Origin of the sequence: Brucella ciceri, from assembly GCF_041930145.1 — a bacterium.
Classification (GTDB): domain Bacteria; phylum Pseudomonadota; class Alphaproteobacteria; order Rhizobiales; family Rhizobiaceae; genus Brucella; species Brucella intermedia.
In genome coordinates this window covers 264,383-286,622 of sequence record NZ_JBHEEV010000004.1, presented here as the reverse complement: position 1 = coordinate 286,622, position 22,240 = coordinate 264,383, and the positions used below count along the sequence as shown (strand labels likewise).

Sequence of the window (22,240 nt, the reverse complement as noted above, 5' to 3'; positions counted from 1 at the left end):
ACTTTACCGGAGCTTGAGGGTGGAAAGGCCGATCATCGCGAGAATGATCGCGACGATCCAGAAGCGGATCACGACCTGGCTCTCGGTCCAGCCCTTCTTTTCGAAATGATGGTGGATCGGCGCCATCAGGAACACGCGCTTGCCGGTCAGCTTGAAGGACCCAACCTGAATGATGACGGAAAGCGCTTCCACGACAAACAGGCCGCCGATGATGGCGAGAACGATTTCGTGCTTTGTCGCAACTGCGACCGTGCCCAGCATGCCACCCAGCGCAAGCGAACCCGTATCGCCCATGAAAATTGCGGCAGGCGGCGCATTGAACCAGAGGAAACCGAGGCCCGCGCCGATGACAGCGCCCAGAACCACCGCAAGCTCACCCGTGCCGGGCACGAAATGAATCTGCAGGTAATCGGCAAAGATCGCGTTGCCGGACAGGTAGGCGATGAAGCCGAAGGAGGCAGCGGCGACCATGACCGGCACGATTGCAAGCCCGTCGAGCCCGTCGGTCAGGTTCACGGCATTGCCTGCGCCAACCATGACGAAAGCAGCAAACGGAATGAAGAACCAGCTCAGATTGATGACGAACTGCTTGGCGAACGGGAATGTCAGCGAAGACGAGAACGGCTCCTGCCCTGCCCGCATGATGATGAAAGCGGCGGCGGCGGCGATCAGGAATTCGATGCCAAGACGCGCCTTGCCGGAAAAGCCCTTGTCGGACTGCTTCGTCACCTTGAGATAATCGTCATAAAAGCCGATTGCGCCGAAACCCACGGTAACCAGCAGCACGACCCAGACATAGACGCTGGAGAGATTGGCCCAGAGCATGCACGACACAAGAATGCCGGTCATGATCATCAGACCGCCCATGGTCGGCGTACCGGCTTTCTTGAAATGTGTCTGCGGGCCGTCGGCGCGGATCGGCTGGCCTTTCCCCTGACGCACCCGGAGCGAGTTGATGATCGACGGGCCGAACAGGAACACGATCAGCGCCGAAGTGATCATCGCGCCGCCGGTGCGGAAAGTAATGTAGCGGAACACATTGAGCGGTGTCATATGTTCGGCGAAGAAGGTGAGAAGCATCAACATTTAGAGAAAAATCCCTCAAATACCGCTTATTCCGCCGGTTCTACCGGCGGAAACAGGCTGATCAGCGCCTTGACGATTTTGGAAAAACCGATTCCCTTCGACGATTTCACCATGATGACATCGCCCGGACGGACAGTCTTGACCACCAGCGGCAACAATTCGTCGGTGCTCTGCCTGTACTCGGTATGAATTTCAACCGGCAAGGCATTTTTAAGCGCCGACATGTCCGGTCCACCGATAAAAAGCGCATTCACCTCGGCATCCACGATCGGACGCGCAAGATCCGCGTGGAGTTTTCCCGACTGACGGCCAAGCTCCAGCATATCCCCCAGTACCGCAATGCGACGGCCGCGCGAACCTTCCGGCGCCGTTGAATGCAAGAGCGACAGGGCTGCGCGCATCGAGGTCGGATTGGCATTATAGCTTTCGTCGATCAGCGTGAACGTGCCTTCGGGGTGCTGCAGCACATGGCGCGCGCCGCGACCGCCTTCCGCGGTGAGCGTCGCCATTGCCATCATCACCTTGGCGATATCCGCACCGACCAGATCGGCTGCGCCGAGGACGGCGAGCATATTTTGGACGATATGGCGGCCCGGCATGCCGACCTTGACCGCAGCTTCATGCGTACCAGCCTTCACCGTCATGCAGGAACAGGTGGGATGCAGCTTCACTTCGCGCAGGCGGTAATCGGAGCGTGCATTCTCGCCGAAGGTGACGATGTGCTCGACGCCTGCCTTTTCAGCCAGTTCTTCCAGCTGCTTGAAGCGCTTGTCGTCACGGTTGAGGAGTGCATAACCGCCCGGGACAATGCCTTCAAAAATCTCCGCCTTGGCGACGGCGATTTCCTCCAGATTGGCAAAATGACCAAGATGCGCGGGGGCGATCAGCGTAATCAGCGCCACATGCGGGCGCACCATCTTCACCAGCGGGCGGATTTCGTCATGATGGTTCATGCCGATTTCAAAGACGCCGTAATCCGTATCGGCAGGCATGCGCGCAAGCGTCAGCGGCACGCCCCAGTGATTGTTGAACGACGCCACCGAAGCATGAACCTTGCCGACTTCCGAAAGTACATGGCGCAGTGCTTCCTTGGTCGTAGTCTTGCCGACAGAACCCGTCACCGCGATGATCTGAGCCTTCGAGCGGGCGCGCGAAGCAATGCCAAGCTTAGTCAGGGCTTCAAGCACGTCCTCCACCACGATCATCGGCACCTTGGAATTGCCGAAAGCGGGCAGACGGTGTTCCGCCACCACGATCAGACCGGCACCGGCAGCCATGGCAGCGGTAACGAAATCATGGCCGTCGAATTGCTCGCCCTTGATGGCGAAGAACGCCTCACCCGGCTTCAGCGAGCGGCTGTCGATGGAGATGCCGGTTATGCCGCCCGGAAGGTTGCCGAATGGCCTTCCTTCCATGGCTTCGACCATATCGTCGGATTTCCAGAGCCACTCACTCATTCCGAGCGCTCCTCAAGACGGGCAGCCAGCGCTGCCGCAACTTCCGCATGATCCGAGAAAGGCAGGGTGATGTTGCCGACGATCTGCCCTTCTTCGTGTCCCTTGCCTGCAACCACCAGCGTATCGCCCGGCTGCATCATCGACACGGCGGTGAAGATTGCCTCGCGGCGATCACCGATTTCCGTCGCACCGGGCGCTGCCGCCATGATTTCCGAGCGTATCTGTGCCGGAACCTCCGAACGCGGATTGTCGTCCGTGACGATGGCCACATCGGCCAGACGCGACGCGATTTCGCCCATGATCGGGCGCTTGCCCTTGTCGCGATCGCCGCCGCAACCGAAAACCACGATCACACGGCCCGTCGTGAATGGGCGCACCGAAGTCAGCACATTTTCCAGCGCTTCCGGCTTATGGGCGTAATCGACATAGGCCGGTGCGCCATCTTCCGTCGCGCCGACGAGATCCAACCGTCCCGGCGCCCCTTTCAGGAGCGCCAGTGCACGCATTGCAGCCGCAGCCGGAACGCCCGTGACCATGGCAAGTCCTGCCGCCACCAGCGCATTGGCCACCTGAAAATCTCCGGCGAGCGGCAGCTCGATCTCGAAGATCTCGTCGCCGATGCGCACTTCGACATGCTGGCGGAAACGCTCATGCTCCACGCGCTTGAGAGCGATGAAATTGCCCTTGCGTCCGACCGTCTTGACATCGCATCCTGCAAGCGTCGCCGCTTCGATGGCCTGCGCCGAAAAATGATCGTCGGAGAAGATGATGGCTGGCGCACCCTTCGGCAGAAGCGTGTTGAAGAGACGCATCTTCGCGCCCAGATATTCCTCGATGGTCGCGTGATAATCCATATGGTCGCGACCGAGATTGGTGAAGGCACCCGCAGCAAGCTTGACGCCATCGAGACGGCGCTGGTCGAGACCATGAGACGAAGCTTCCATGGCGGCATGGGTGACGCCTTCGTCGGCAAGTTCGGCCAGCACGCGATGCAGCTCCACCGGATCAGGCGTGGTCAGAGAGTTATAGTCGCTGCGGGTCGGCGAGAACACGCCGGTCGTGCCGATATTGGCGGCCGGGAAACCGGCATACGCCCATATCTGACGGGTAAAGGATGCAACGGACGTCTTGCCGCTGGTGCCGGTGACCGCAACCATGACCTGCGGCTGCTTGCCATAGAACTGTGCCGCCGCAACTGCCAGGGCAAGACGCGGATCGTCGACATGAAGGACCGGCACACCCGCATCGGCAATGACCGTATCCTTGCCCGCAACGATGGCGCTGGCCCCGCGCTTGACGGCATCGGCGACAAAAGCCGCGCCATCGGCTTTCACACCCTTCAGGGCTGCGAAAAGAAAACCGCGTTCGACCTTGCGGGAGTCCGACGTGACACCGGTGATCTCCACCTCGCCGGCATTGCCGGAGGCTAGTTCCTTGAAAAGAGCGATTTCCTTCAGTTTCATGGTCATACCAAATCCAGATTCAGTTGTGCGCGTAACGCCGCAAAGGCTGTTTTATGCGAATCAGTCGTATTCGTTGGAAACCATTGCTGGCGGCACATCCTGTTGAAAATCAGGCTTGCCGCTTAAATTGCTAACCATTGCTGGCTGGGCTTCGAGCTGGAAATCAGGCTTCACGCCGAGGAACGAAGCAGACCGGCGGATGATTTCCGAAACCATCGGCGCCGCGTTAAGACCTGCGGTTGCGCTGAATTTGCCTTCCTCCGGCTTCGGTTCATCGATGATGGTCAGCACGACGTAGGTCGGGTCATCCATCGGAAATGACGCCAGAAATGCGTTGAAGCGCACATCCTTCGAATAGCGCCCATGCACCACCTTTTCCGCCGTGCCGGTCTTGCCGCCGACGCGATAGCCCGGAACCGTCGCGCGCTTGCCGGAACCGCCCTGCGCAGTCGCGTTGAGGCGGTAGAGATAACGCATGTCGGCAGAAACCTGTGGATGGATGATCTGCTTGGCCACCTGATCGGCCTCGGCCTGCGTGCGCGTCAGGAATGTCGGCGGCATCAGCTTGCCGCCATTCATCAGCGCCGCAGCGCCAACTGCCGTCTGCAACGGCGTCGTCATCATGCCGTGGCCGAACGAAATGGTCATCGAATGAACCTTCTTCCAAACACGCGGCTCGACGGGGCGCGCCACTTCCGGCAGTTCCGTCTGCAAGCGGTCGAGAAGACCAATCTTTTTCAGGAACGCACGGTGGCCTTCGATGCCGACGGCATCGGCCTCGCGGCCTGAACCGATGTTGGACGAGAAGATGAAGACTTCCGGCAGCGTCAGCACACGGCCCTTGCCGTGAAAGTCACGGATGGTCTGGCGACCGAACACCAGCGGACGCGACGCATCAAGACGCGAGTTCAGGTTGAACTTGCCGGAATCGAGCGCCATCGCCGTGGTAAAGCTCTTGATGGTCGAGCCCATTTCATAGGTGCCTGCCGACATGCGGTTCAGGCGATCCTTGTCCAGCGCATGGACCGGATTGTTCGGGTCGAAATCCGGCACCGATGCCATGGCGATGACTTCGCCGGTCTTGACGTTCAGCACAACCGCACCGGCGGCAATCGCCCGATAGCGTTCCATGGCCTTGACCAGCACATCGCGCATGATGTGCTGCACGCGAATGTCTATGGAGAGACGCACCGGTTCCAGCGACTGCCCGGTCGCAAGACCAACGGAGCGCAGGTCGGTCAGGCCCTGGCTGTCGATGTATTTCTCCATGCCCGCAATGCCCTGATTGTCGACATTGACGAGACCGAGGATGTGCGAAGCGGTTGGGCCACCCGGATAGAAACGCCGCTTTTCCGTCCGGAAACCGATGCCCGGCACGCCGAGCGCCATGATCTGGCTCTGCTGGCGAGGCGTCAGCCCGCGCTTGACCCAGACGAAGCCCGCGCCGCTTTTCAGGCGCTTGTATGTTGCTTCCCAATCGAGGTCCGGCAGCACGGTGGACAGCATTTCGATGGTTTCGTCAGGATCGACGATCTTGCGCGGTTCGGCATAGAGCGACGCGGTCTTGATATCGGTGGCGAGAATTTCGCCGTTCCGGTCGAGGATATCCGGGCGCGATGCCAGCTGCTGAACAGCCGGGCCTGCATTATCCTCGTTTTCGCCGCCGATGACGCCGAAATAGATGAGCTTTCCACCCATCACACCATAGATGCCGACAAAACAGGCAATGGCCATCCACAGGCGATTGCGCGCGCGGTTGCCGTGCTTCTTGCGCGAGCCGACAAACGCCATGTTGCCGGCCAGCTTTTCATCGCCAACCGGCTCAACACCGTTACCTGCCTGCATGTTCTTATTTCTGAAAGGTCTCAGCCGCATGATCAGTGCCTCGCCCCGCTCTTCTTGACGCTGCCGGTCGTGATGGCATCCTTTTCAAGCACGCCGCTTGCCAGCAGTTCGTCGCTGCCGGAGATGATCTTCTGGATATCGTCCACCGGGCGTTCCGGAATTTCGTTGACGCCAAGGAGAAGCTGTTCGGCTTCGATCGGCTGGAGATTGAGTTCCTTTTCATAGACGCCCACGAGGCTCTGCAAGCGGCCCGGCTGGTTCATCAATGCCCAGTCGGCGCGCAGCAGCGTGATGGTGTCCTTCTCGGAGTCGATCTGCCGCTTCAGCTTGGCGATGACCGCGATCTGTTTTTCGGCGTCATATTTGATCGTGTAGGTGACGGTCGCCGCCACCAGCATCGCCGCTATCATGATGATGTCGAAAGTACGCAGCACTCGTTTAACTCCGGGCCAGTTCGTTCGTCTCGGGCAGTTTGGGCAATCCGAAAAGCGATAGATCGTCTTCCAGTGGCGGATTTTCCGTCCTTGTTCCGGCGCGCAGCTTCGCCGAGCGCGCACGCGGATTTCGTTCTTCTTCCTCAGCCGTCGGGCCGACCGCACCCTTGACCGCAGGCGTAAAGCTCGCGAGACGGACATGCGTTTCCGGCAGATGGCGCGATCCGGCGCTGCCGCCCGCCCGGTCCGCGAAGTAACGCTTCACCATGCGGTCTTCGAGCGAATGGAAGGTCACGACAACCAGCCGACCGCCCGGTTTCAGGATGCGCTCGGCAGCAAGCAGCGCCCGCGCCAGTTCGCCCAACTCGTCGTTCACATAGACACGCAGCGCCTGAAACACCCGTGTAGCCGGATGAATGCGATCCTTCGGGTTGCGACCGACCAGCGTTTCGATGGCATTGGCAAGATCGAGCGTGCGCGTGAAAGGCTGTGCCGTGCGGCGCTTGTCGATCATGCGCGCAATGCGGCCCGCATGGCGTTCCTCGCCCAGAAAATTGAAAATGCGGGCCAGATCGCCGGTCTTAAGACGGTTGACCACGTCGGCAGCGCTCGGCCCTTTTTTCGACATGCGCATGTCGAGCGGACCGTCCTTCTGGAAGGAGAAGCCGCGCTCGGCCTCATCGATCTGCATCGACGACACGCCAATATCGAGCACAACGCCGTCCACCTTGCTGCGCGCTCCCTTGACCGTCGAGACCGCGTCGTCCAGGGCAGAGAACCGGGACTCGACCAGATTGAGCCTGCCCGAAAATTGCTTTTCCATCGCCCGCCCGGCTTCGATTGCAGTCGGATCGCGGTCAATCGCGATCACGTCCGCACCCGCTTCGAGTATGCGACGCGTGTAACCACCCGCGCCGAATGTCCCATCGACAATCACCGCGCCAGATGCGGGCTTCAGGGCATCGATCACTTCGGCAATCAGCACCGGAACGTGACGGACTTCAGCCCCACCGGCTTGAGAATTGTCTCCGCCGAGGCTTGCCATCATTCCGATCCTTTCCCGGGTACGCAGCCCGTTATCTAAGGCGCATTGCGCTTGAGAGCATCTTCCCGCTTTCGGGAGACATGCCTGAGTGTTGCCTTTGGATTCCGCCCATTTGCCGTCGACTTGAGGGCATGACGGATTCGTTCGTCAGTTATCGGATATTAAGCTTAATGAAGCGTTATCCTTTGGATGGGCTTCGCGCCGGAACCCGCTCAGCCGCGGAACTTTCAACAGAGATTTTTTTGGGAGCAGTTTCGCGGCATCGACCGAAAACCGGAGCGCGTTTCATTCAACGCATCACATCTGGCCCACACGCTATGCATCACAAGCTTATGATTTGTGATGCCCTGCCCCCTGTTGACGTCTCCGCGTCCTTGCCGTATTTAATGCAAATAGTTTGCAACTGCATTACGACATCAAGGCGTTTATGATGGCTCCATATGGAGAAAATTCGTCCGGCGCTGGCGAAGTTACATTTGAAGGCTGGCGGCGCGATCGCGGTGAAGCATCCATGTCCGATGTCCACCGCTCGATCAGGGTCAATCGCTCCGGCTCGAAGTTTCGCCGCGCACTGTCCTTTTTCGGCCCGGGATATCTGGTAGCCGTTGGCTATATGGACCCCGGCAACTGGGCGACCTCGCTGGCTGGCGGCTCCCGCTTTGGCTATACGCTGCTTTCCGTCGTTCTGCTGTCCAATCTTATGGCCGTGCTCCTGCAGGCGCTTTGCACTCGCCTTGCAGTCGCGACGGGCCGCGATCTGGCTCAGGCCTGCCGCGATGCCTATCCGCGTTTTCTCGCATGGCCGCTCTGGTTTCTGGCGGAACTTGCAATCTGTGCCACCGACCTTGCCGAAGTCATCGGCACGGCCATCGGCCTCAACCTCCTGTTCGGCATTCCGCTGGAAATCGGCGTCATCATCACCGCAGCCGACGTGCTTCTGGTGCTATATCTCCAGAACAAGGGATTCCGCCGCGTCGAGGCGCTTATCATCACGCTGCTTGGCGTGATCGCGCTCTGTTTCCTCATTCAGATTTTGATGGCGCAGCCGCAATGGGGTGAAGTCATCAAAGGCTTTGCCCCCACGACCGAGATCATCCGCAATCCGGACATGCTCTATATTGCGCTTGGCATCATCGGCGCGACGGTGATGCCGCATAATCTCTATCTGCATTCCGGTATCATCCAGACGCGCGACTACGGCCATACGAGCGCTGAAAAGCGCGAGGCCATACGCTTTGCGACATGGGATTCCACCATTGCGCTGACATTCGCGCTGCTCGTCAATGCGTCGATCCTGATCCTGGCTGCTGCGAGCTTCAACGCCACCGGCAATACCGCTGTCGAAGATCTGGACAAGGCACATGCTCTCCTGAACCCGCTGCTCGGCTCGGCCCTCGCGCCAACACTCTTTGCCATTGCGCTTCTGTGTTGCGGGCTGAACTCCACCATCACCGCGACCATGGCAGGGCAGATCGTCATGGAAGGCTTCATCGACATTCGCCTGAAGCCGTGGCTGCGCCGTGCGATCACCCGGTTCGTGGCCATCGTTCCGGCTGCCGTGGTGACGATCATGTATGGCTCTCAGGGAACGACCGAGTTGCTTATCCTGTCTCAGGTCGTGTTGAGCCTGCAACTGCCCTTTGCGATCATTCCGCTTGTGATGTTCACGGCGGAGAAAAAGAAGATGGGATCACTTGTCGCTCCGCGCTGGGTCACACTGCTTGCCGCCATCACCGCTGCAATCATCATCGTCCTGAACATGAAGCTGATTTACGACTTCCTGACCGGCGTGCCCATCTAAGGCCCGAAGCGCTTCAAAAGGGCGGCCCTGCATCGCAGAGCCGCCCTTTCATTCATTTTACCGCAGCATTGCCGCCATCGGCATAAAGCGCTGTCCCCGCAACGAAACTGGACATGGGACCCGCCAGAAACAGCGCAGCCTGCGCGATCTCTTCCGGCTGTGCGATCCGCTTCATCGCATGAAGACCGGCGGCCCATTCCTTGTGTTTTTCATCTCCGCCCATGGGGGTGTCCACACCGCCCGGCAGAAGCGCATTTGCCCGGATACCACGGACGCCGTAATCGGCGGTTATGCCCTTCACCAGCCCCATGAGAGCCGCCTTCGAGGTTCCGTAAACCGACATGCCGGGTATGCCGACGCTCGTGCCGACAAATGTGGAGGTGAAGATGATCGAGCCGCCGTCCCGTTCGAGCATGAGGGGGATTTGCGATCTTGCTCCCAGAAATGCGGAAGTGAGATTACCCGCCAATACCGCTTCCCAATCGCCGGGCGCGATTTCGGCAAGCGGCGCGATGGGACCGACGGTTCCGGCATTGTTGAAAGCAATATCGAGCCCGCCGAATTCATCTTTCGCCGCTGCCACCAGCGCCGCATGGGTCCGGGCTTCCGACACATCCCCGGCAACACAATGCGCCTTTCCGCCAAACGCCGCGATCTCCTGTGCGACGCGCTCAAGGCCCGCGAGTCCGCGCGCGTTGAGCACCAGCGACGCGCCCTCTCTTGCAAAGAGCAATGCGGCCGCACGTCCTATCCCGGATGACGCGCCGGTAATGATTGCAACCTTGTCCTTCAAGCTGGTCATAGTGAACCTCCATGATTTCGTGGAGGTCCCAATTAGAGCCTCGGCCGCAACGCAACTATCCGTTTCTTGCGTTGGAAGATCGAAACCGTCCTGGAGGAAATTGTCAGCCGGTCTGTAAGCCGGGTTCTGTATGGCCGGGCTTGCGCCCGACGTGGCAGCCATTCATCTGGGACGGATGTCGCCACCCGCCTCGTGCAACCCACCCGGACGGCTGATCCGGAAACCGATTGCCGGCCCTTGCGAACCGACGCGCCGTCCCTATTCGGTTTTGCTCCCGATGGGGTTTACCGTGCCGTCTGCATTGCTGCCGACGCGGTGGGCTCTTACCCCACCCTTTCACCCTTACCCCGTCATCCCTGCCGTTTCGTCATTGCAACGGCACGGAAGACGGGGCGGTCTGCTTTCTGTGGCACTGTCCCTGGGGTCACCCCCGCCGGGCGTTACCCGGCATCGTGTTTCCATGGAGCCCGGACTTTCCTCACCTGCCGCCTTTCGGCATATGACAGGCGCGGCTGCCCGACCGACTGACACGGCGCATATAGCAACGATAGCGCGACAGTGAAACCGGATTTCGAAAAAATCTCGTCACAACAGAAAAGCCGACAGTGTTGCCACTGTCGGCTTTCCGTTCGCATCAGGCTGCCTGTACTCTACGCGACCGCCGACGCAAATCTGTTAGAGAGCGCTCATATAGGCCTTGACCGAGCTGCAATACTTCGCAGAGGTCGGGTTCATGCGCGTTGCGCCGTGACCGGCATTGTATTTCAGGATCGTGCCGCAGGTGCTTCCACCGCCGAGCTTCTGCGCCATGGCGAGATACTTCATGCCGAACTGGATGTTCGTGGAGGGCTCGTAGAGGCCCTTGGCGGAGCCGGTGTAGCCGAGGCTGCGAGCGGTCGAGAGCTTGATCTGCATCAGGCCGATTTCACCGGCCTTGCCGCGCACATTCGGCTGGAAATTGCTCTCGTGACGCACAACCGCATGGGCCAGTGCGGAGGGCACGCCATAGGTCGACGCATAACGGTTGATGATGGTGGAATAGGCGCCGCCCTTGGCGTTACGGGCGGTCGTCGTGTCTTTCGACTGCGAACGCTTGCCGGTGGAACCCTTTGTGGCCGGGGCCGCACGGCGGCTGACGACCGATGCCTTCTTGGGCGCTGTGGTTGGCTTTTCCGCCGCGGCAGACTTGTTCTGCTGGCGTGCCTTGAGGAGAGCTGCGAGGTTGGTCGGTTCAGTTGAAGGGGCACTCAGCGCCGGATTCAGGCCAAACGAACTCATCGCGCCGACAAGGGCGCTAACAACAACAAATTTTACTTTCATAACCTACCGTCTTGAAACGTTTCTTTTGTCAGACCGCCTGTCTTGGGGGAGACGATCCTGTTTTTTGATCCCGCCCGATATGGCCTGTAAGAGCCCGTGACCGCTGGGATTGACGAATGAATTGGCGGGGAAATGCAGCTGAAGATTGGTTGCAAAAGTAAAATAGTCTTACAGGTTGCAACATTAGCGATTCATGCGCGACCGCAGCGAACCGGCGTCACAGCCCCGCTGCAACAGGACTGGATCGATCTATTTTTATGAAAACATTACGAAAATCTGAAATACTGCCCCTTGGACGAACAGATCGCTCGTGCCGCGTCAGGCGGTAACATTTTGCAGGGAAAAAATCAGCCTGTAGAGGGTATCTATGGTAGAAACATCGGCCACGCCGTCCACATTCTGTGGCCGAAAATGGCGCTGAAAGGCCTTAATCACGGTCTCCGTATCCTCATCGAAGATGCCAGTGATGGCAATTCCGTAGCCGTAAAGCGCCAGCATGGACTGCAAGGCTTCGACCGGCTGGCCGTTTTCGCCCCTTGCTAGGAACCGTCCGCCACGGATCGGCGTCGGCTCGATGTAATGGGCGATACCTGCCTCATGAAGCCGCTTCCACGGAAAATTATGGCCGGGATCGGTCTTGCGGGACGGAGCGATGTCCGAATGGGCCAGCACATTCTCCGGTCTGATGGCATGGCGCTCGCATATGTCGCGGCAAAGGCGGATAACCGCCTCGATCTGCGCATCCTTGAACGGCGGATAATCCTCGAGGTTGCCCGGGTTGACGATCTCTATGCCGATGGAAGCCGAATTGATGTCCGTTTCGCCCTTCCAGAAGCTCTGGCCTGCGTGCCAGGCCCGCGCCTTTTCCGATACCATCTGCACGATCCGCCCGTCTTCATGGACGAGATAATGCGCGGAAACTTCCATGTCCGGCGACTTCAGGACCTGCACAGCCTCTGCGGCGGTTGCCAGACCCGTATAGTGGAGAATGAGAAAGGTTGGCACCTTGCCGTCGCGGCGCGGACCGAAATTGGGCGACGGGTCAAGCATTGCACCGACGAAATCAGGCCGGACAAGCGCCAGCTCCTCCAACAATTCGTTCTCGATTTCGTGTGCGCTGCTCATGCAGCCTCCAGATTCTTCTCGATACTCGCCCAGGCTGCGTTTATCGCCGCAAGACGCCTGTTGGCAATGGTTATGAATTCGAGCGGCAACCCTTCGGCCACCAGCCGGTCAGGGTGGTGTTCCTTCACCAGTGCGCGATAACGCTTGCGGGCCATGTCGAAGGACACGCCGCGCTCCAGCCCTAGAATGGCGTAGGGATCGTCAGCGCCGCGCTGGACATGCCGGATCGCAATACGGTCGAAGGCCGCCTCGTCATAGCCGAAAATATCCGCCACGCCTGCAAGAAAGGCCATTTCCTTTTCGTGCACATAGCCATCGGCAGTAGCGATATGGAAAAGCCCGTCAAGGATGTCTTCCAGCAGATGACAGTCGGTCTGCCCCTCGCTGCACAATCCGGCAAGCTGACGCGCATAGGATTCGTAGCCCGCAACATCCTGTTTGGCGAGATCGTAGAGCCGCGCGACATGCGCCGTCTCTTCCTTCGGCACCGCGAATATGTCCTGAAAGGCGCGGATTTCATCCTGGGTGACAACCCCGTCCGCCTTGGCCATCTTGGCGGAAAGCGCGATCATCGCGATGGAGAAAGCCACCCGGCGGCGCGTGTCGGCATCGCCTTCAAAAACGGTGCGCACGGCTTCGATAACGCCAGTAATGGCATTCGACGCCACGGACGTGACAAACTCACCGATGCGGACCCAAATCGACATGGCACTTTTCTATAGAATTCCGAAAGGACTGAAAACCGCCTAGGCAGGCGAAAGTTGAAAAAACAAACATTTAGAAAGAATATCGAACCGCAGGCTGAGAGCCTCAATCAAAAAGCGTCGGACCGTGGCGAAAATGGTGATTTTCGAGTACCGGAGCGGAGCGTACTTAAAGATACGTGAGCACCGGAACACAGAAAGGCGCCATTTGCAGACCGGCACGACGACTGTTGGAACAGGCTCTTACATTATTGCTGCGGCTCGCGGTCGTTGAAGGAGCGCTGTGCGGCAGCAGCCGCAGCCTCTCCAGCCGCCTGTGCCTGCTCATCCGTCTGGCCCACCGACTCAGCGGCGGCAACCGCATTTGCGCGGGCCCTTTCGATGGCGGCGGCTTTTTCTTCCGGGGTCACCACGCCTGAACTCTCGCGAAGCGACTTGACCAGATCGGGACCTTTTTCTGTACCCGTGCTTTCTGCAGGCTTGGCAGGCTGCGAAATGGCGGCAGCGCCCTGCTCTCCGCCATTGGTCGTGGCAGCGCTCTCGTCATCTCCCTTGCCGCATGCGGCAAGCGCAACGAGAACGATCGCAGAAATGAAAAAGAGAAAGTTACGGTTCATGACGAAAGCCATAACCGAACAGAGCCTGCGTTGAAACACGGAAAACGCAGAGTGCCCGTCTTTTCCCACTGTGGTTGCCTTAGCGTTCATGTCAAATCCGAAACCGGCCGAAGCCGTCAAGCACGAATGGCGACCCGACACCGGATCGCCATCCGCCTGCAAAGCAGTCACGACTTCACACCCTTAGTTGGAAGGTGCGGTCCCCGTACCCGGCGTCGATGGTGCCGGAGTGGCCGGAGTGGTCGGCGCTGGCGTCGTGTCATTGTTCGAAGGCGCTGCCGGCGTGGATGGTGCCGGTGCGTTGTTCGTGTCGTCCTTCTTGTCATTGCAAGCTGCAAGACCGAGAAGCGATACGGCGGCGACAGAAGCAATCAGAAACTTCTTCACTTAGGCTCTCCTTCCTAGGTTAGGCTCTTGGCCTGGTTTCAGGCATCAATGGCAAGCTTGCCAAACGCCTCGCTGTTTCTCCGTGCGTGGCCGGTTTACCCGGCCAATCACCTTTATGGTCGCTCATCGACACAGAAGTCCTGTCGACTGGACCTTCACACCGAAAAACGGCAGCAGCGCGGAAAAGTTCTCTCAAATAGTCTTACCGAACGTAATAAAGCGATAGTATTACAGAGCAGTAGCCCATTTTTTCCCGTTTATAAGCCCGCAATTATTTCGTCACGTCCCTGTCATTGGACGATGTTTAACTTTGCAAAATCGAAGTCGGGATTCGAGAATCAGGGGAACTTTTGATGACACAGCAGGCAACAGGCGGCACAATTCTCAAGCGTGCTGTGACACAAAACAACGCTCTTTCGCGCGCAGGCTTTTCCGAAAGATTGTTCGCGTGGCTGTTCAAGGGGCTGGTTTATCCGCAAATCTGGGAAGACCCGGAAGTCGACATGGCAGCACTTGCCATCGAGCCCGGCCACCGCATCGTCACCATCGCTTCCGGCGGATGCAATGCCATGTCCTACCTGACCGCCGATCCGGCATGCGTGGAAGCGGTCGATCTCAATCGGGCGCACGTCGCGTTCAACCGGCTTAAGCTCGCCGCCGTCAAAAACCTGCCTGATTACAACGCCTTCTACCGCTTCTACGGCAAGGCCGATGACAAGACCAATCTGGCGGCCTACAAGCGCTTCATCCGCCCGCACCTCGACAGCGAAAGCCGCGCCTATTGGGAAAAGCGCAAGTGGAACGGCCGCCAGCGCATTTCCATTTTCTGGCGCGACCTCTATCGCCACGGTTTGCTTGGCGTCTTCATCGGAATGGGCCACCGCGTTGCGCGGCTCTATGGGATCGATCCGCGCGACATCTTGAAGGCGCGCACCATGGAAGAGCAGCGCAGTTTCTTCGACACCGCGCTGGCACCGCTTTTTGAAAAACGCATGGTGCGCTGGGCGACGGCCCGCAAATCGTCCCTGTTCGGGCTCGGCATACCGCCGCAGCAATATGATGCCCTTGCTACCGCCGGGAATGGCGACATGGCGCTCGTCCTGCGCAGCCGCCTTGAGAAACTCGCCTGCGGCTTTCCCCTCACCGACAATTATTTCGCGTGGCAGGCCTTCGGGCGCGGCTATAGCGGCAATGAGGAGACCGGTCCCCTGCCGCCCTATCTGTCGCGCAGCAATTTCGAAACGGTGCGGGCGCGTGCCGATCGCATGACGGTGCAAAACGCCAGCTATACCGATTTTCTCGCCGCCAAGCCCGCCGCTTCCGTCGACCGCTATATCCTGCTGGATGCGCAGGACTGGATGAATGACGAACAGCTCAACGCGCTGTGGATCGAAATCACCCGCACGGCCGCGCCGAACGCCCGCGTCATCTTCCGCACCGCTGCCGAACCGAGCCTGCTTCCGGGACGGGTAGCACCAGAGATACTGGATCGCTGGGAATATCGAGCCGACGAGTCCCGCGCCTTGCATGATCGCGACCGTTCGTCGATCTATGGCGGCTTCCACCTCTATATCTTGAAGGATGCCTGACATGCTGCGCAGCCCATGGAGCGTTCAGGGAATGGACCACGCCAACCTCATGGATCGGGTCTACCGCCGTCAGCGGCATTTCTACGATGCAACCCGCAAATACTATCTTCTGGGCCGCGATCCCATGATTGCGGGGCTGGACGTTCCCCGGAACGGCACGGTTCTGGAAATCGGCTGCGGCACGGGCCGCAATCTGGTGAAGACTGCCGAACGTTATCCTGACGCCACGCTCTTCGGCATCGATATTTCCGCGGAAATGCTGGATACCGCCCGCCGGGCGGCAGAACGCGCCGGCATCGAAAGCCGCGTCCGCCTCGACCGGGCCGATGCGGCGCAATTCGATCCGGAGCGATTGTTCGGACAAGCGGGCTTTGACCGGATTTTCATTTCCTATGCGGTGTCGATGATCCCGCAATGGCAATCGGTCATCCGGGAAAGCATCCGGCACCTCAATGCGGGCGGCGAACTGCATATCGTCGATTTCGGCGATCAGTCTCGCCTGCCGCGCTGGTTCGCAAAAGTTCTGTTCAAATGGCTGGAATGGTTCCACGTCACACCGCGCGGCGACCTTTTTGCGGTTTGCGATCAGCTCGCACAGGAACGGCACGCCACTGTTGAAAAGCGCATTCTGTATCGCGGCTTTGCCTGGATAGCGGTCGTTCGTTCGGCAATGCCAGCCACTTCAACAGATTAGCAGCAAACTTGCCCGGCAGACTGGTGACGTCCGCCTCCGGATCGCGTAACCGTTAGAGGACTGATTCGCGACACGGAACCACTATATGAACCGTCTGGCCAGCTGCAGCATTCTCGTCCTCGGCGCTTTACTTCTTTCCGCCTGCACGACGGTGGACTACGACTTTTCCGACGTAAAGAAATCCGGTGGTTCGGTAGCCCGCATTCCACCGCCGTCAGGCCCGGTGAAGGCACCCCGTTTCGGGGATCGCGACCCGCACGACTGGACCGGCAAGACGCCGTGGCACTATCCGATCCACGGCACGGACGTTTCCAAGTACCAGACCAATATTGACTGGAGCGCCGTTCGCGCCAGTGGCATTTCCTTTGCCTTCATCAAGGCGACCGAAGGCGGCGACCGGGTCGATGACCGCTTTCAGGAACATTGGAACGGCGCCCGTCAGGCAGGCATCGCGCGGAGCGCCTATCATTTCTATTATTTCTGCCGTCCGGCGATCGAGCAGGCGCGCTGGTACATCCAGAATGTGCCGCGTGACCCCGGCGCGCTTCCGCCCGTTCTCGACATGGAATGGAACCCGCAGTCGCCAACCTGCAAGCTGCGCCCCAACGCAGCGGTCGTGCGCAAGGAAATGCGCATCTTCCTGCAGGCGCTGGAAAAACATTACGGCAAGCGCCCGATCGTCTACACGACGGTCGATTTCTTCGATGACAACGATCTGCGGCAGATGGCGGACTATCCGTTCTGGCTGCGCTCCGTCGCCGGTCATCCTGACGAAAAATACGGACCGCATCCGTGGACGTTCTGGCAATATACCGGTACCGGCTCCATTCCCGGCATCAAGGGCGACGCCGACATCAACGTCTTCGCAGGTGACGCCAATACGTGGAAAAAGTGGCTGGAAAGCAACAAGGTCCGCTAACACGGCCCAGTTTGGCAGTTCACACCAAGTTTTGCTTCATTTCCGGGGCTTGTTGGGGCAATAGCAAAACAATCCTCGGAAGGGAGCTACTGCTCCCGGTTTATTAGTGTGAGTTACCAATGAAGTTGTTCGCTTCAGTTATCGCAGCCGCCCTGCTGGCATCGACAGCCATGTCCAATGCACAGGCCGCCGCGTCCCCTGCGCCTGCTGCGGCCCCGGCTGAAAACGCCGTCAATCTTCCAAAGCCGGAATGCGAGATCGATTTCGGCCAGTGGATGGACAATCTGACCAAGGAAGCCCGTGACGCCGGTGTCGGCGAGAAGGGCATCGCCGAACTGCACAAGGCCATGCTTGAGCAGAAGGTGCTCGACCGCGACCGCAAGCAGACTGTCTTCAACCTGACCTTCACCGAATTTTCCAAGCGCCTCATCTCGGAAGCGCGCCTGAAGAAGGGCCGTGACAATCTGGTCAAATATGCCGATGTCTTCAAGAAGGTCGAAGATACCTATGGCGTACCGGGACCAGTCCTTGCCGCCTTCTGGGGCCTGGAAACCGACTATGGTGCCATTCAAGGCGATTTCGACACGCTCAATGCGCTTGTCACCCTTTCCTATGACTGCCGCCGCCCGGACCTGTTCCGCCCGCAGCTGATCGCCCTTCTCAAGCTTTTCGATCAGGGTGTCGTGGATGCGGCGACCACCGGCGCATGGGCTGGCGAAATCGGCATGATGCAGCTTCTGCCGAAGGATTATCTTGAACGTGGCGTCGACGGCGATGGCGACGGCAAGGTCGATCTGAAGAACAGCGTTCCCGACGCCATGATGACCGCCGGTCGCATGATCTCAGAACTCGGCTGGAAACGCGGCCAGCCATGGCTCGAGGAAGTTCGTCTCACCAAGGACCTGCCTTGGGAAGAAGCGATCCGCACCAACCGCAAGCCGCATTCCTGGTGGGCTGAACAGGGCGTGACCGGCCTCAATGGTCCGCTCGGCCCGGATGATGGCGATGCGTCGCTTCTGCTGCCGCTTGGCCGCAAGGGACCGGCTTTCCTGTCCTATCCGAATTTCGACGTGTTCGTGGAATGGAACAAGTCCATCGTCTATGCGACCACGGCGGCCTATTTCGCGACCCGTCTGGCGGGTGCGCCTGCCTTCGATCCCGGCAACCCGGTTCCGGGCCTGACGCAGGACCAGCTGAAGGAACTCCAGACCAAGCTGCAGGCGCGCGGCTATGAAATGGGCAAGATCGACGGCGTATTCGGTGTAGCCACCCGCGATGCCGTGCGCGCCGAACAGTTGCGCCTCGGAATGCCCGCCGATTCCTGGCCAACGCAGGAGCTTCTCGACAAGCTCTGATATTCGACAAGGCGCGGAGTTCAAAGCCCGCGCCTTTTCCTTTCCCGAACTGAAATGCGCTCCATGCTCACAACGCTATTCGTCGTCCTTCCCGTTTTCGCGCTGATTTTCTCCGGCTGGGGTGCCTTCAGGCTGAAAATTCTCGGGCCGCATGCGATAGCGGAGCTGAACCGTTTCGTCGTCTATCTTGCACTGCCTGCCCTCCTCTTCGACATTATGGCCAACACCCATGGCAGCGAGCTGTGGCAGCTAGGCTTCATCGCAGTGTTTCTGCTTTCAAGCGCCATTGCTTTCGCATTGCCATTTCTGGTGCGGCTGCGCGGAAAAATGCCGCTTGCCGATACCGCGCTGGACGGCCTGAACGCCGCCTATCCCAATACCGGTTATATGGGCATCCCGCTTTCGATGATCGCTTTCGGCTCGGGCGTTCTGGCCGCGACAACCATTTCGATCATCATCACCGTCTGCGTCACCTTCGCTTTTGCCATCGTGCTGATCGAAATCGGCCTGCAAACGGAAAAGAAGCCACTCCGTCTCATCTGGAAGGTCGTGCGATCCCTGATCCGCAATCCGCTGCTTGTCGCTCCAGCGCTTGGTGCCGTGGTGTCCTTTCTGGGACTCGCGATCCCCGCCCCGGCGGAAACCTTCCTCAATATGCTCGGCGGTGCCGCATCGCCTTGCGCGCTCGTGGCCCTTGGCCTGTTCCTCGCCCAGCCGCGCAAGATCGAACGTGAAAGCGTGAATGCCATCGCCTTCCTGGTCTCGGTGAAGCTTATCGTGCAGCCGCTCGCAACCTGGCTGCTGGCGGTCCATGTGTTCGGACTGCCGCCCCTGCTGGCGCAGAGCGCCGCGCTTCTGGCAGCCCTGCCGACGGGCACCGGCCCGTTCATGCTGGCCGAGCATTATCGTCGCGAAGCGGCGATAACCTCCAACGTCATCCTCTATTCGACTGTGATATCTGTCCTCACCTTATCGGCATATCTGGCGCTAATTCGCTGAAATGGGCTAAAAACGTGCCAAAAAAGCTGTGGCAAGTGCGGCGAAAACAGCACCAAACGTGGCAGTTCGATGTCTTTTTCATGAAATGTGAACAAATTTTTCTGGTCAAATATTTCAATAGTTTAGAGGGTAAACAATAGGTTTATTCCTCTATCACGGCAGATTGCAGAACGAAATCTTCTTTTGTTCGGGGCGTTTTGCGCTTAGATTCCGGTTTCCTACCAGCGCGCGTCCGACCAGTCGGGCGCATATGAAGGAGACAGACCAATGGGACTTACGCGATCTTTGAATGTCCTCATGATCTGTGCGGCATTTGCATTTGTTGCAGCGTTGATAGCAGGGGTCATCCCTTAGAGTATGTCTCCCGAAAGTGGGAACCGGTTTCGGGATAAAGACACCAGCCTAAACAGGAAATGCTCTAAGGGAAATGGCCTAAACCATTACGGCGGCTTCGGTTTTTGAGGATAGGCCGACCCGCACGAAAACGAGAAGGCCCGGCGAAATCGCCGGGCTTTCTTTTGTTTCAGGCCATTTCCAGCGCTGCTTCCGCCTTCGGCCTTATGCCGATCATATGGCAGATCGCAAAGGGCAGATCGGCGCGATTCATCGTATAGAAATGGAAATCCTGCACGCCGCGTTCGATCAGATCCATCACCTGTTCGGCGGCAATTGCGGCTGCTACCAGCTGGTGCGTCTGCGGATCGTTATCCAGCCCGTCGAAACGCTCGGCCAGCCAGGCCGGGATATGCGTCGCCGACCGCGCGCAGAAATTCTTGACCTGCTTGAAATTATGCACCGGCAGCACGCCCGGAACGATGGGGATGTAGATGCCTGCGCGGCGAACCCGCTCGACATAACGCTCGTAAAGATCGTTCTCGAAGAAGAACTGGGTGATGGCGCGCGTCGCGCCATTATCGACCTTGCGTTTCAGCATATCGATATCAGTTGCAAAATCCGGGCTTTCCGGATGCTTTTCAGGATAGGCGGAAACTGAAATGTCGAAATCCGCAATATTGCGCAGGCCGGAAACCAGTTCGGCACCGTTCTGGTAGCCGCCCGGCGTCGGCACATATTTTTCGCCTATACCCGCCGCCGGATCGCCGCGCAGCGCCACGAAACGATTGACGCCAAGCGCTGCGAATTCGCGCACCACACGGTCGACTTCCTCACGCGTCGCATCCACGCAGGTCAGATGCGCGGCGGGCTTGACGTCAGTTTCCTTGAGAATGCGCGCAACGGTGCGCGCCGTGCGTTCCCGCGTGGAACCACCGGCACCATAGGTCACCGAAACGAATTCGGGCTGCAACGGGGCGAGCCGCGTGACCGTATCCCAGAGACGCTGTTCCATTTCTTCCGTCTTGGGAGGGAAGAATTCGAACGATACCCGGGTGGTCTGGCCAACGTCCGGTCGGCGGGAAAGACCGTAAAAACCCATCTAACTGTCTCCGTCATGCTCGGAGCATTTTGCAGCCAGATTGAAACATCGGGCGTCGCATAATGCCGTGAATACAAATATTTAGAGTGCGCTTCCGTCTGACTTCATCAAGCCGAAACGCGCTCTATCGTTTTCGACACCGGGTCGGCGATCAGAAGGCGCGGATCGCGGGCAAGCCACAGCTTCACTGTCAGCCCCTGATCTCCGTTGGTAGCCTTCGGCTCCAATTCCAGTGTCTTTTCCGGTTCAAGACCGGCATCCCTCATCCAGCCCAGCATCTGCTCGTCACTGAAGCCGAGCCGCAGATGCGCGTGCTCCTCGCGCAGGAACTCAAGCCTGTGCGGTGCAAAATCGACGATCAACAACCGCCCGTTGGGGCGTAGCGCCCGCGCGCCTTCCCTGATCGCAGCCAGCGGGTCGTCAAGAAAGTGCAGAACCTGATGAATGGTCACCAGATCGAAACTCTCGCGCTCGACAGGCAGTGCATAGACATCGCCCTGACGAACCTGAGCATTGCCGATTGCCGCCAGATCGAGATTGGCCCGCGCCACGGCAAGCATGTCGCGATTGATGTCGATACCGACGCCGCGAAGGTAAAGCGGCGCAAAAAGCTCCAGCAACCGGCCAGTGCCCGTGCCAACATCCAGCATGGCCTGAAACGGCTTGTCGCCGACTATTTTCTTGAGCGCCACTTCGACCGCGTCTTCGGAAACATGCAGCCTGCGTATCTGATCCCAGCTGCCCGCATTGGCGCTGAAATAGGCGGCTGCCTTCTCCTGACGGCTGGACTTCACCTGCGACAGCCGCTCCATGTCGCGCTCGACCAGCGCATCGGCACTGTCGAGGCGCGCCAGAAGCCCGCGCGCCAGATCACCGCTGATCGCATTGTCCGCGAGACGGAAATAGGCCCACGCCCCTTCCTGATAGCGATCGATGAGATCAGCTTCGGCCAGCAGCTTCAGATGACGCGAAACACGCGGCTGGGATTGCCCCAATATCGTCGTGAGGTCCGAGACGGTCAGGTCGCCCCGCGCCAGAAGCGCCAGAATGCGCAAGCGGCTTGGCTCCGCCACCGCTTTCAACACATCCACCATCTGATCGAGTTGCAGCTGCAAACTGCTCATCACTTGGCCCTCGGGCTGACTAAAAGACATAAAGATATG

General features: G+C 59.0%; 19 protein-coding genes, 1 other RNA gene and 1 pseudogene. 6 read left to right on the top strand and 15 right to left on the bottom strand.

Annotation, left to right across the window (positions count from 1 at the left end; all coding sequences use genetic code 11):
- Nucleotides 1-3: 3 nt before the first annotated feature.
- The 6 genes from mraY to rsmH are packed head-to-tail and all read right to left on the bottom strand — an operon-like array spanning nucleotide 4 to nucleotide 7,333.
- On the bottom strand, nucleotides 4-1,086 hold the full coding sequence (gene mraY / locus JNC63_RS10140; protein WP_006467224.1) for a phospho-N-acetylmuramoyl-pentapeptide-transferase: 1,083 nt from the start codon (nucleotides 1,084-1,086) through the stop codon (nucleotides 4-6).
- A gap of 26 nt (nucleotides 1,087-1,112) precedes the next feature.
- Nucleotides 1,113-2,543 (bottom strand): UDP-N-acetylmuramoylalanyl-D-glutamyl-2,6-diaminopimelate--D-alanyl-D-alanine ligase, encoded by a 1,431-nt coding sequence (locus tag JNC63_RS10135; RefSeq protein WP_063620863.1) that lies wholly within the window; start codon nucleotides 2,541-2,543, stop codon nucleotides 1,113-1,115.
- Nucleotides 2,540-4,012, bottom strand: a complete 1,473-nt coding sequence (locus JNC63_RS10130) for a UDP-N-acetylmuramoyl-L-alanyl-D-glutamate--2,6-diaminopimelate ligase (RefSeq protein ID WP_006467226.1) — start codon at nucleotides 4,010-4,012, stop codon at nucleotides 2,540-2,542. The genes JNC63_RS10135 and JNC63_RS10130 overlap by 4 nt, the downstream gene beginning before the upstream one ends.
- Nucleotides 4,013-4,066: 54 nt before the next feature.
- Entirely contained in the window at nucleotides 4,067-5,881 is a 1,815-nt protein-coding gene (locus JNC63_RS10125) for a peptidoglycan D,D-transpeptidase FtsI family protein (RefSeq protein ID WP_063620861.1), read from the bottom strand.
- Between the two features lie 2 nt (nucleotides 5,882-5,883).
- Complete coding sequence (ftsL, locus tag JNC63_RS10120) at nucleotides 5,884-6,285, bottom strand: cell division protein FtsL (RefSeq protein ID WP_006467228.1); 402 nt, start codon at nucleotides 6,283-6,285, stop codon at nucleotides 5,884-5,886.
- A gap of 4 nt (nucleotides 6,286-6,289) precedes the next feature.
- Nucleotides 6,290-7,333, bottom strand: coding sequence for a 16S rRNA (cytosine(1402)-N(4))-methyltransferase RsmH (gene rsmH, locus JNC63_RS10115; protein WP_063620859.1), 1,044 nt, complete (start codon nucleotides 7,331-7,333; stop codon nucleotides 6,290-6,292).
- A gap of 427 nt (nucleotides 7,334-7,760) precedes the next feature.
- Between rsmH and JNC63_RS10110 the strand changes: the two genes are divergently transcribed.
- Nucleotides 7,761-9,131, top strand: coding sequence for an Nramp family divalent metal transporter (locus JNC63_RS10110; RefSeq protein WP_036592933.1), 1,371 nt, complete (start codon nucleotides 7,761-7,763; stop codon nucleotides 9,129-9,131).
- Between the two features lie 52 nt (nucleotides 9,132-9,183).
- On the opposite strand, the gene JNC63_RS10105 is transcribed toward JNC63_RS10110, so the two are convergent.
- The 7 genes and pseudogenes from JNC63_RS10105 to JNC63_RS10075 form a co-directional block, all read right to left on the bottom strand.
- Entirely contained in the window at nucleotides 9,184-9,933 is a 750-nt protein-coding gene (locus JNC63_RS10105) for an SDR family oxidoreductase (RefSeq protein ID WP_063620857.1), read from the bottom strand.
- 99 nt (nucleotides 9,934-10,032) lie between these two features.
- Nucleotides 10,033-10,461, bottom strand: an RNA gene (rnpB, locus tag JNC63_RS10100) — RNase P RNA component class A.
- Nucleotides 10,462-10,608: 147 nt separating this feature from the next.
- Entirely contained in the window at nucleotides 10,609-11,253 is a 645-nt protein-coding gene (locus tag JNC63_RS10095; protein ID WP_063620855.1) for a lytic transglycosylase domain-containing protein, read from the bottom strand.
- 318 nt (nucleotides 11,254-11,571) lie between these two features.
- A complete protein-coding gene (locus tag JNC63_RS10090; protein WP_063620853.1) occupies nucleotides 11,572-12,378 on the bottom strand; it encodes an N-acetylmuramoyl-L-alanine amidase in 807 nt (268 codons plus the stop codon).
- A complete protein-coding gene (locus JNC63_RS10085; RefSeq protein WP_021586890.1) occupies nucleotides 12,375-13,085 on the bottom strand; it encodes a J domain-containing protein in 711 nt (236 codons plus the stop codon). The genes JNC63_RS10090 and JNC63_RS10085 overlap by 4 nt, the downstream gene beginning before the upstream one ends.
- 245 nt (nucleotides 13,086-13,330) lie before the next feature.
- Nucleotides 13,331-13,749 (bottom strand): annotated as a pseudogene (locus tag JNC63_RS10080) (hypothetical protein).
- Nucleotides 13,750-13,882: 133 nt separating this feature from the next.
- Entirely contained in the window at nucleotides 13,883-14,086 is a 204-nt protein-coding gene (locus tag JNC63_RS10075) for a hypothetical protein (RefSeq protein WP_006471673.1), read from the bottom strand.
- A gap of 353 nt (nucleotides 14,087-14,439) precedes the next feature.
- On the opposite strand from JNC63_RS10075, the gene JNC63_RS10070 reads away from it, so the two are divergent.
- The 5 genes from JNC63_RS10070 to JNC63_RS10050 all read left to right on the top strand — a co-directional run bounded on the left by JNC63_RS10070 (nucleotide 14,440) and on the right by JNC63_RS10050 (nucleotide 19,642).
- On the top strand, nucleotides 14,440-15,675 hold the full coding sequence (locus JNC63_RS10070) for a BtaA family protein (protein WP_063620849.1): 1,236 nt from the start codon (nucleotides 14,440-14,442) through the stop codon (nucleotides 15,673-15,675).
- 1 nt (nucleotide 15,676) lies between these two features.
- A complete protein-coding gene (locus JNC63_RS10065; protein ID WP_063620848.1) occupies nucleotides 15,677-16,369 on the top strand; it encodes a class I SAM-dependent methyltransferase in 693 nt (230 codons plus the stop codon).
- A gap of 85 nt (nucleotides 16,370-16,454) precedes the next feature.
- A complete protein-coding gene (locus JNC63_RS10060) occupies nucleotides 16,455-17,288 on the top strand; it encodes a glycoside hydrolase family 25 protein (protein ID WP_063620846.1) in 834 nt (277 codons plus the stop codon).
- Between the two features lie 119 nt (nucleotides 17,289-17,407).
- Nucleotides 17,408-18,643, top strand: a complete 1,236-nt coding sequence (locus JNC63_RS10055) for a lytic murein transglycosylase (RefSeq protein ID WP_063620844.1) — start codon at nucleotides 17,408-17,410, stop codon at nucleotides 18,641-18,643.
- Nucleotides 18,644-18,706: 63 nt separating this feature from the next.
- On the top strand, nucleotides 18,707-19,642 hold the full coding sequence (locus JNC63_RS10050; protein ID WP_063620842.1) for an AEC family transporter: 936 nt from the start codon (nucleotides 18,707-18,709) through the stop codon (nucleotides 19,640-19,642).
- A 523-nt stretch (nucleotides 19,643-20,165) separates the two neighbouring features.
- Here JNC63_RS10050 and metF read toward each other — a convergent pair.
- The gene (gene metF, locus JNC63_RS10045; protein WP_063620840.1) at nucleotides 20,166-21,077 is read right to left on the bottom strand and encodes a methylenetetrahydrofolate reductase [NAD(P)H]; all 912 of its coding nucleotides are present in this window, start codon (nucleotides 21,075-21,077) and stop codon (nucleotides 20,166-20,168) included.
- A gap of 107 nt (nucleotides 21,078-21,184) precedes the next feature.
- Nucleotides 21,185-22,201, bottom strand: a complete 1,017-nt coding sequence (locus tag JNC63_RS10040; RefSeq protein WP_006471669.1) for an ArsR/SmtB family transcription factor — start codon at nucleotides 22,199-22,201, stop codon at nucleotides 21,185-21,187.
- Between the last annotated feature and the right edge of the window lie 39 nt (nucleotides 22,202-22,240).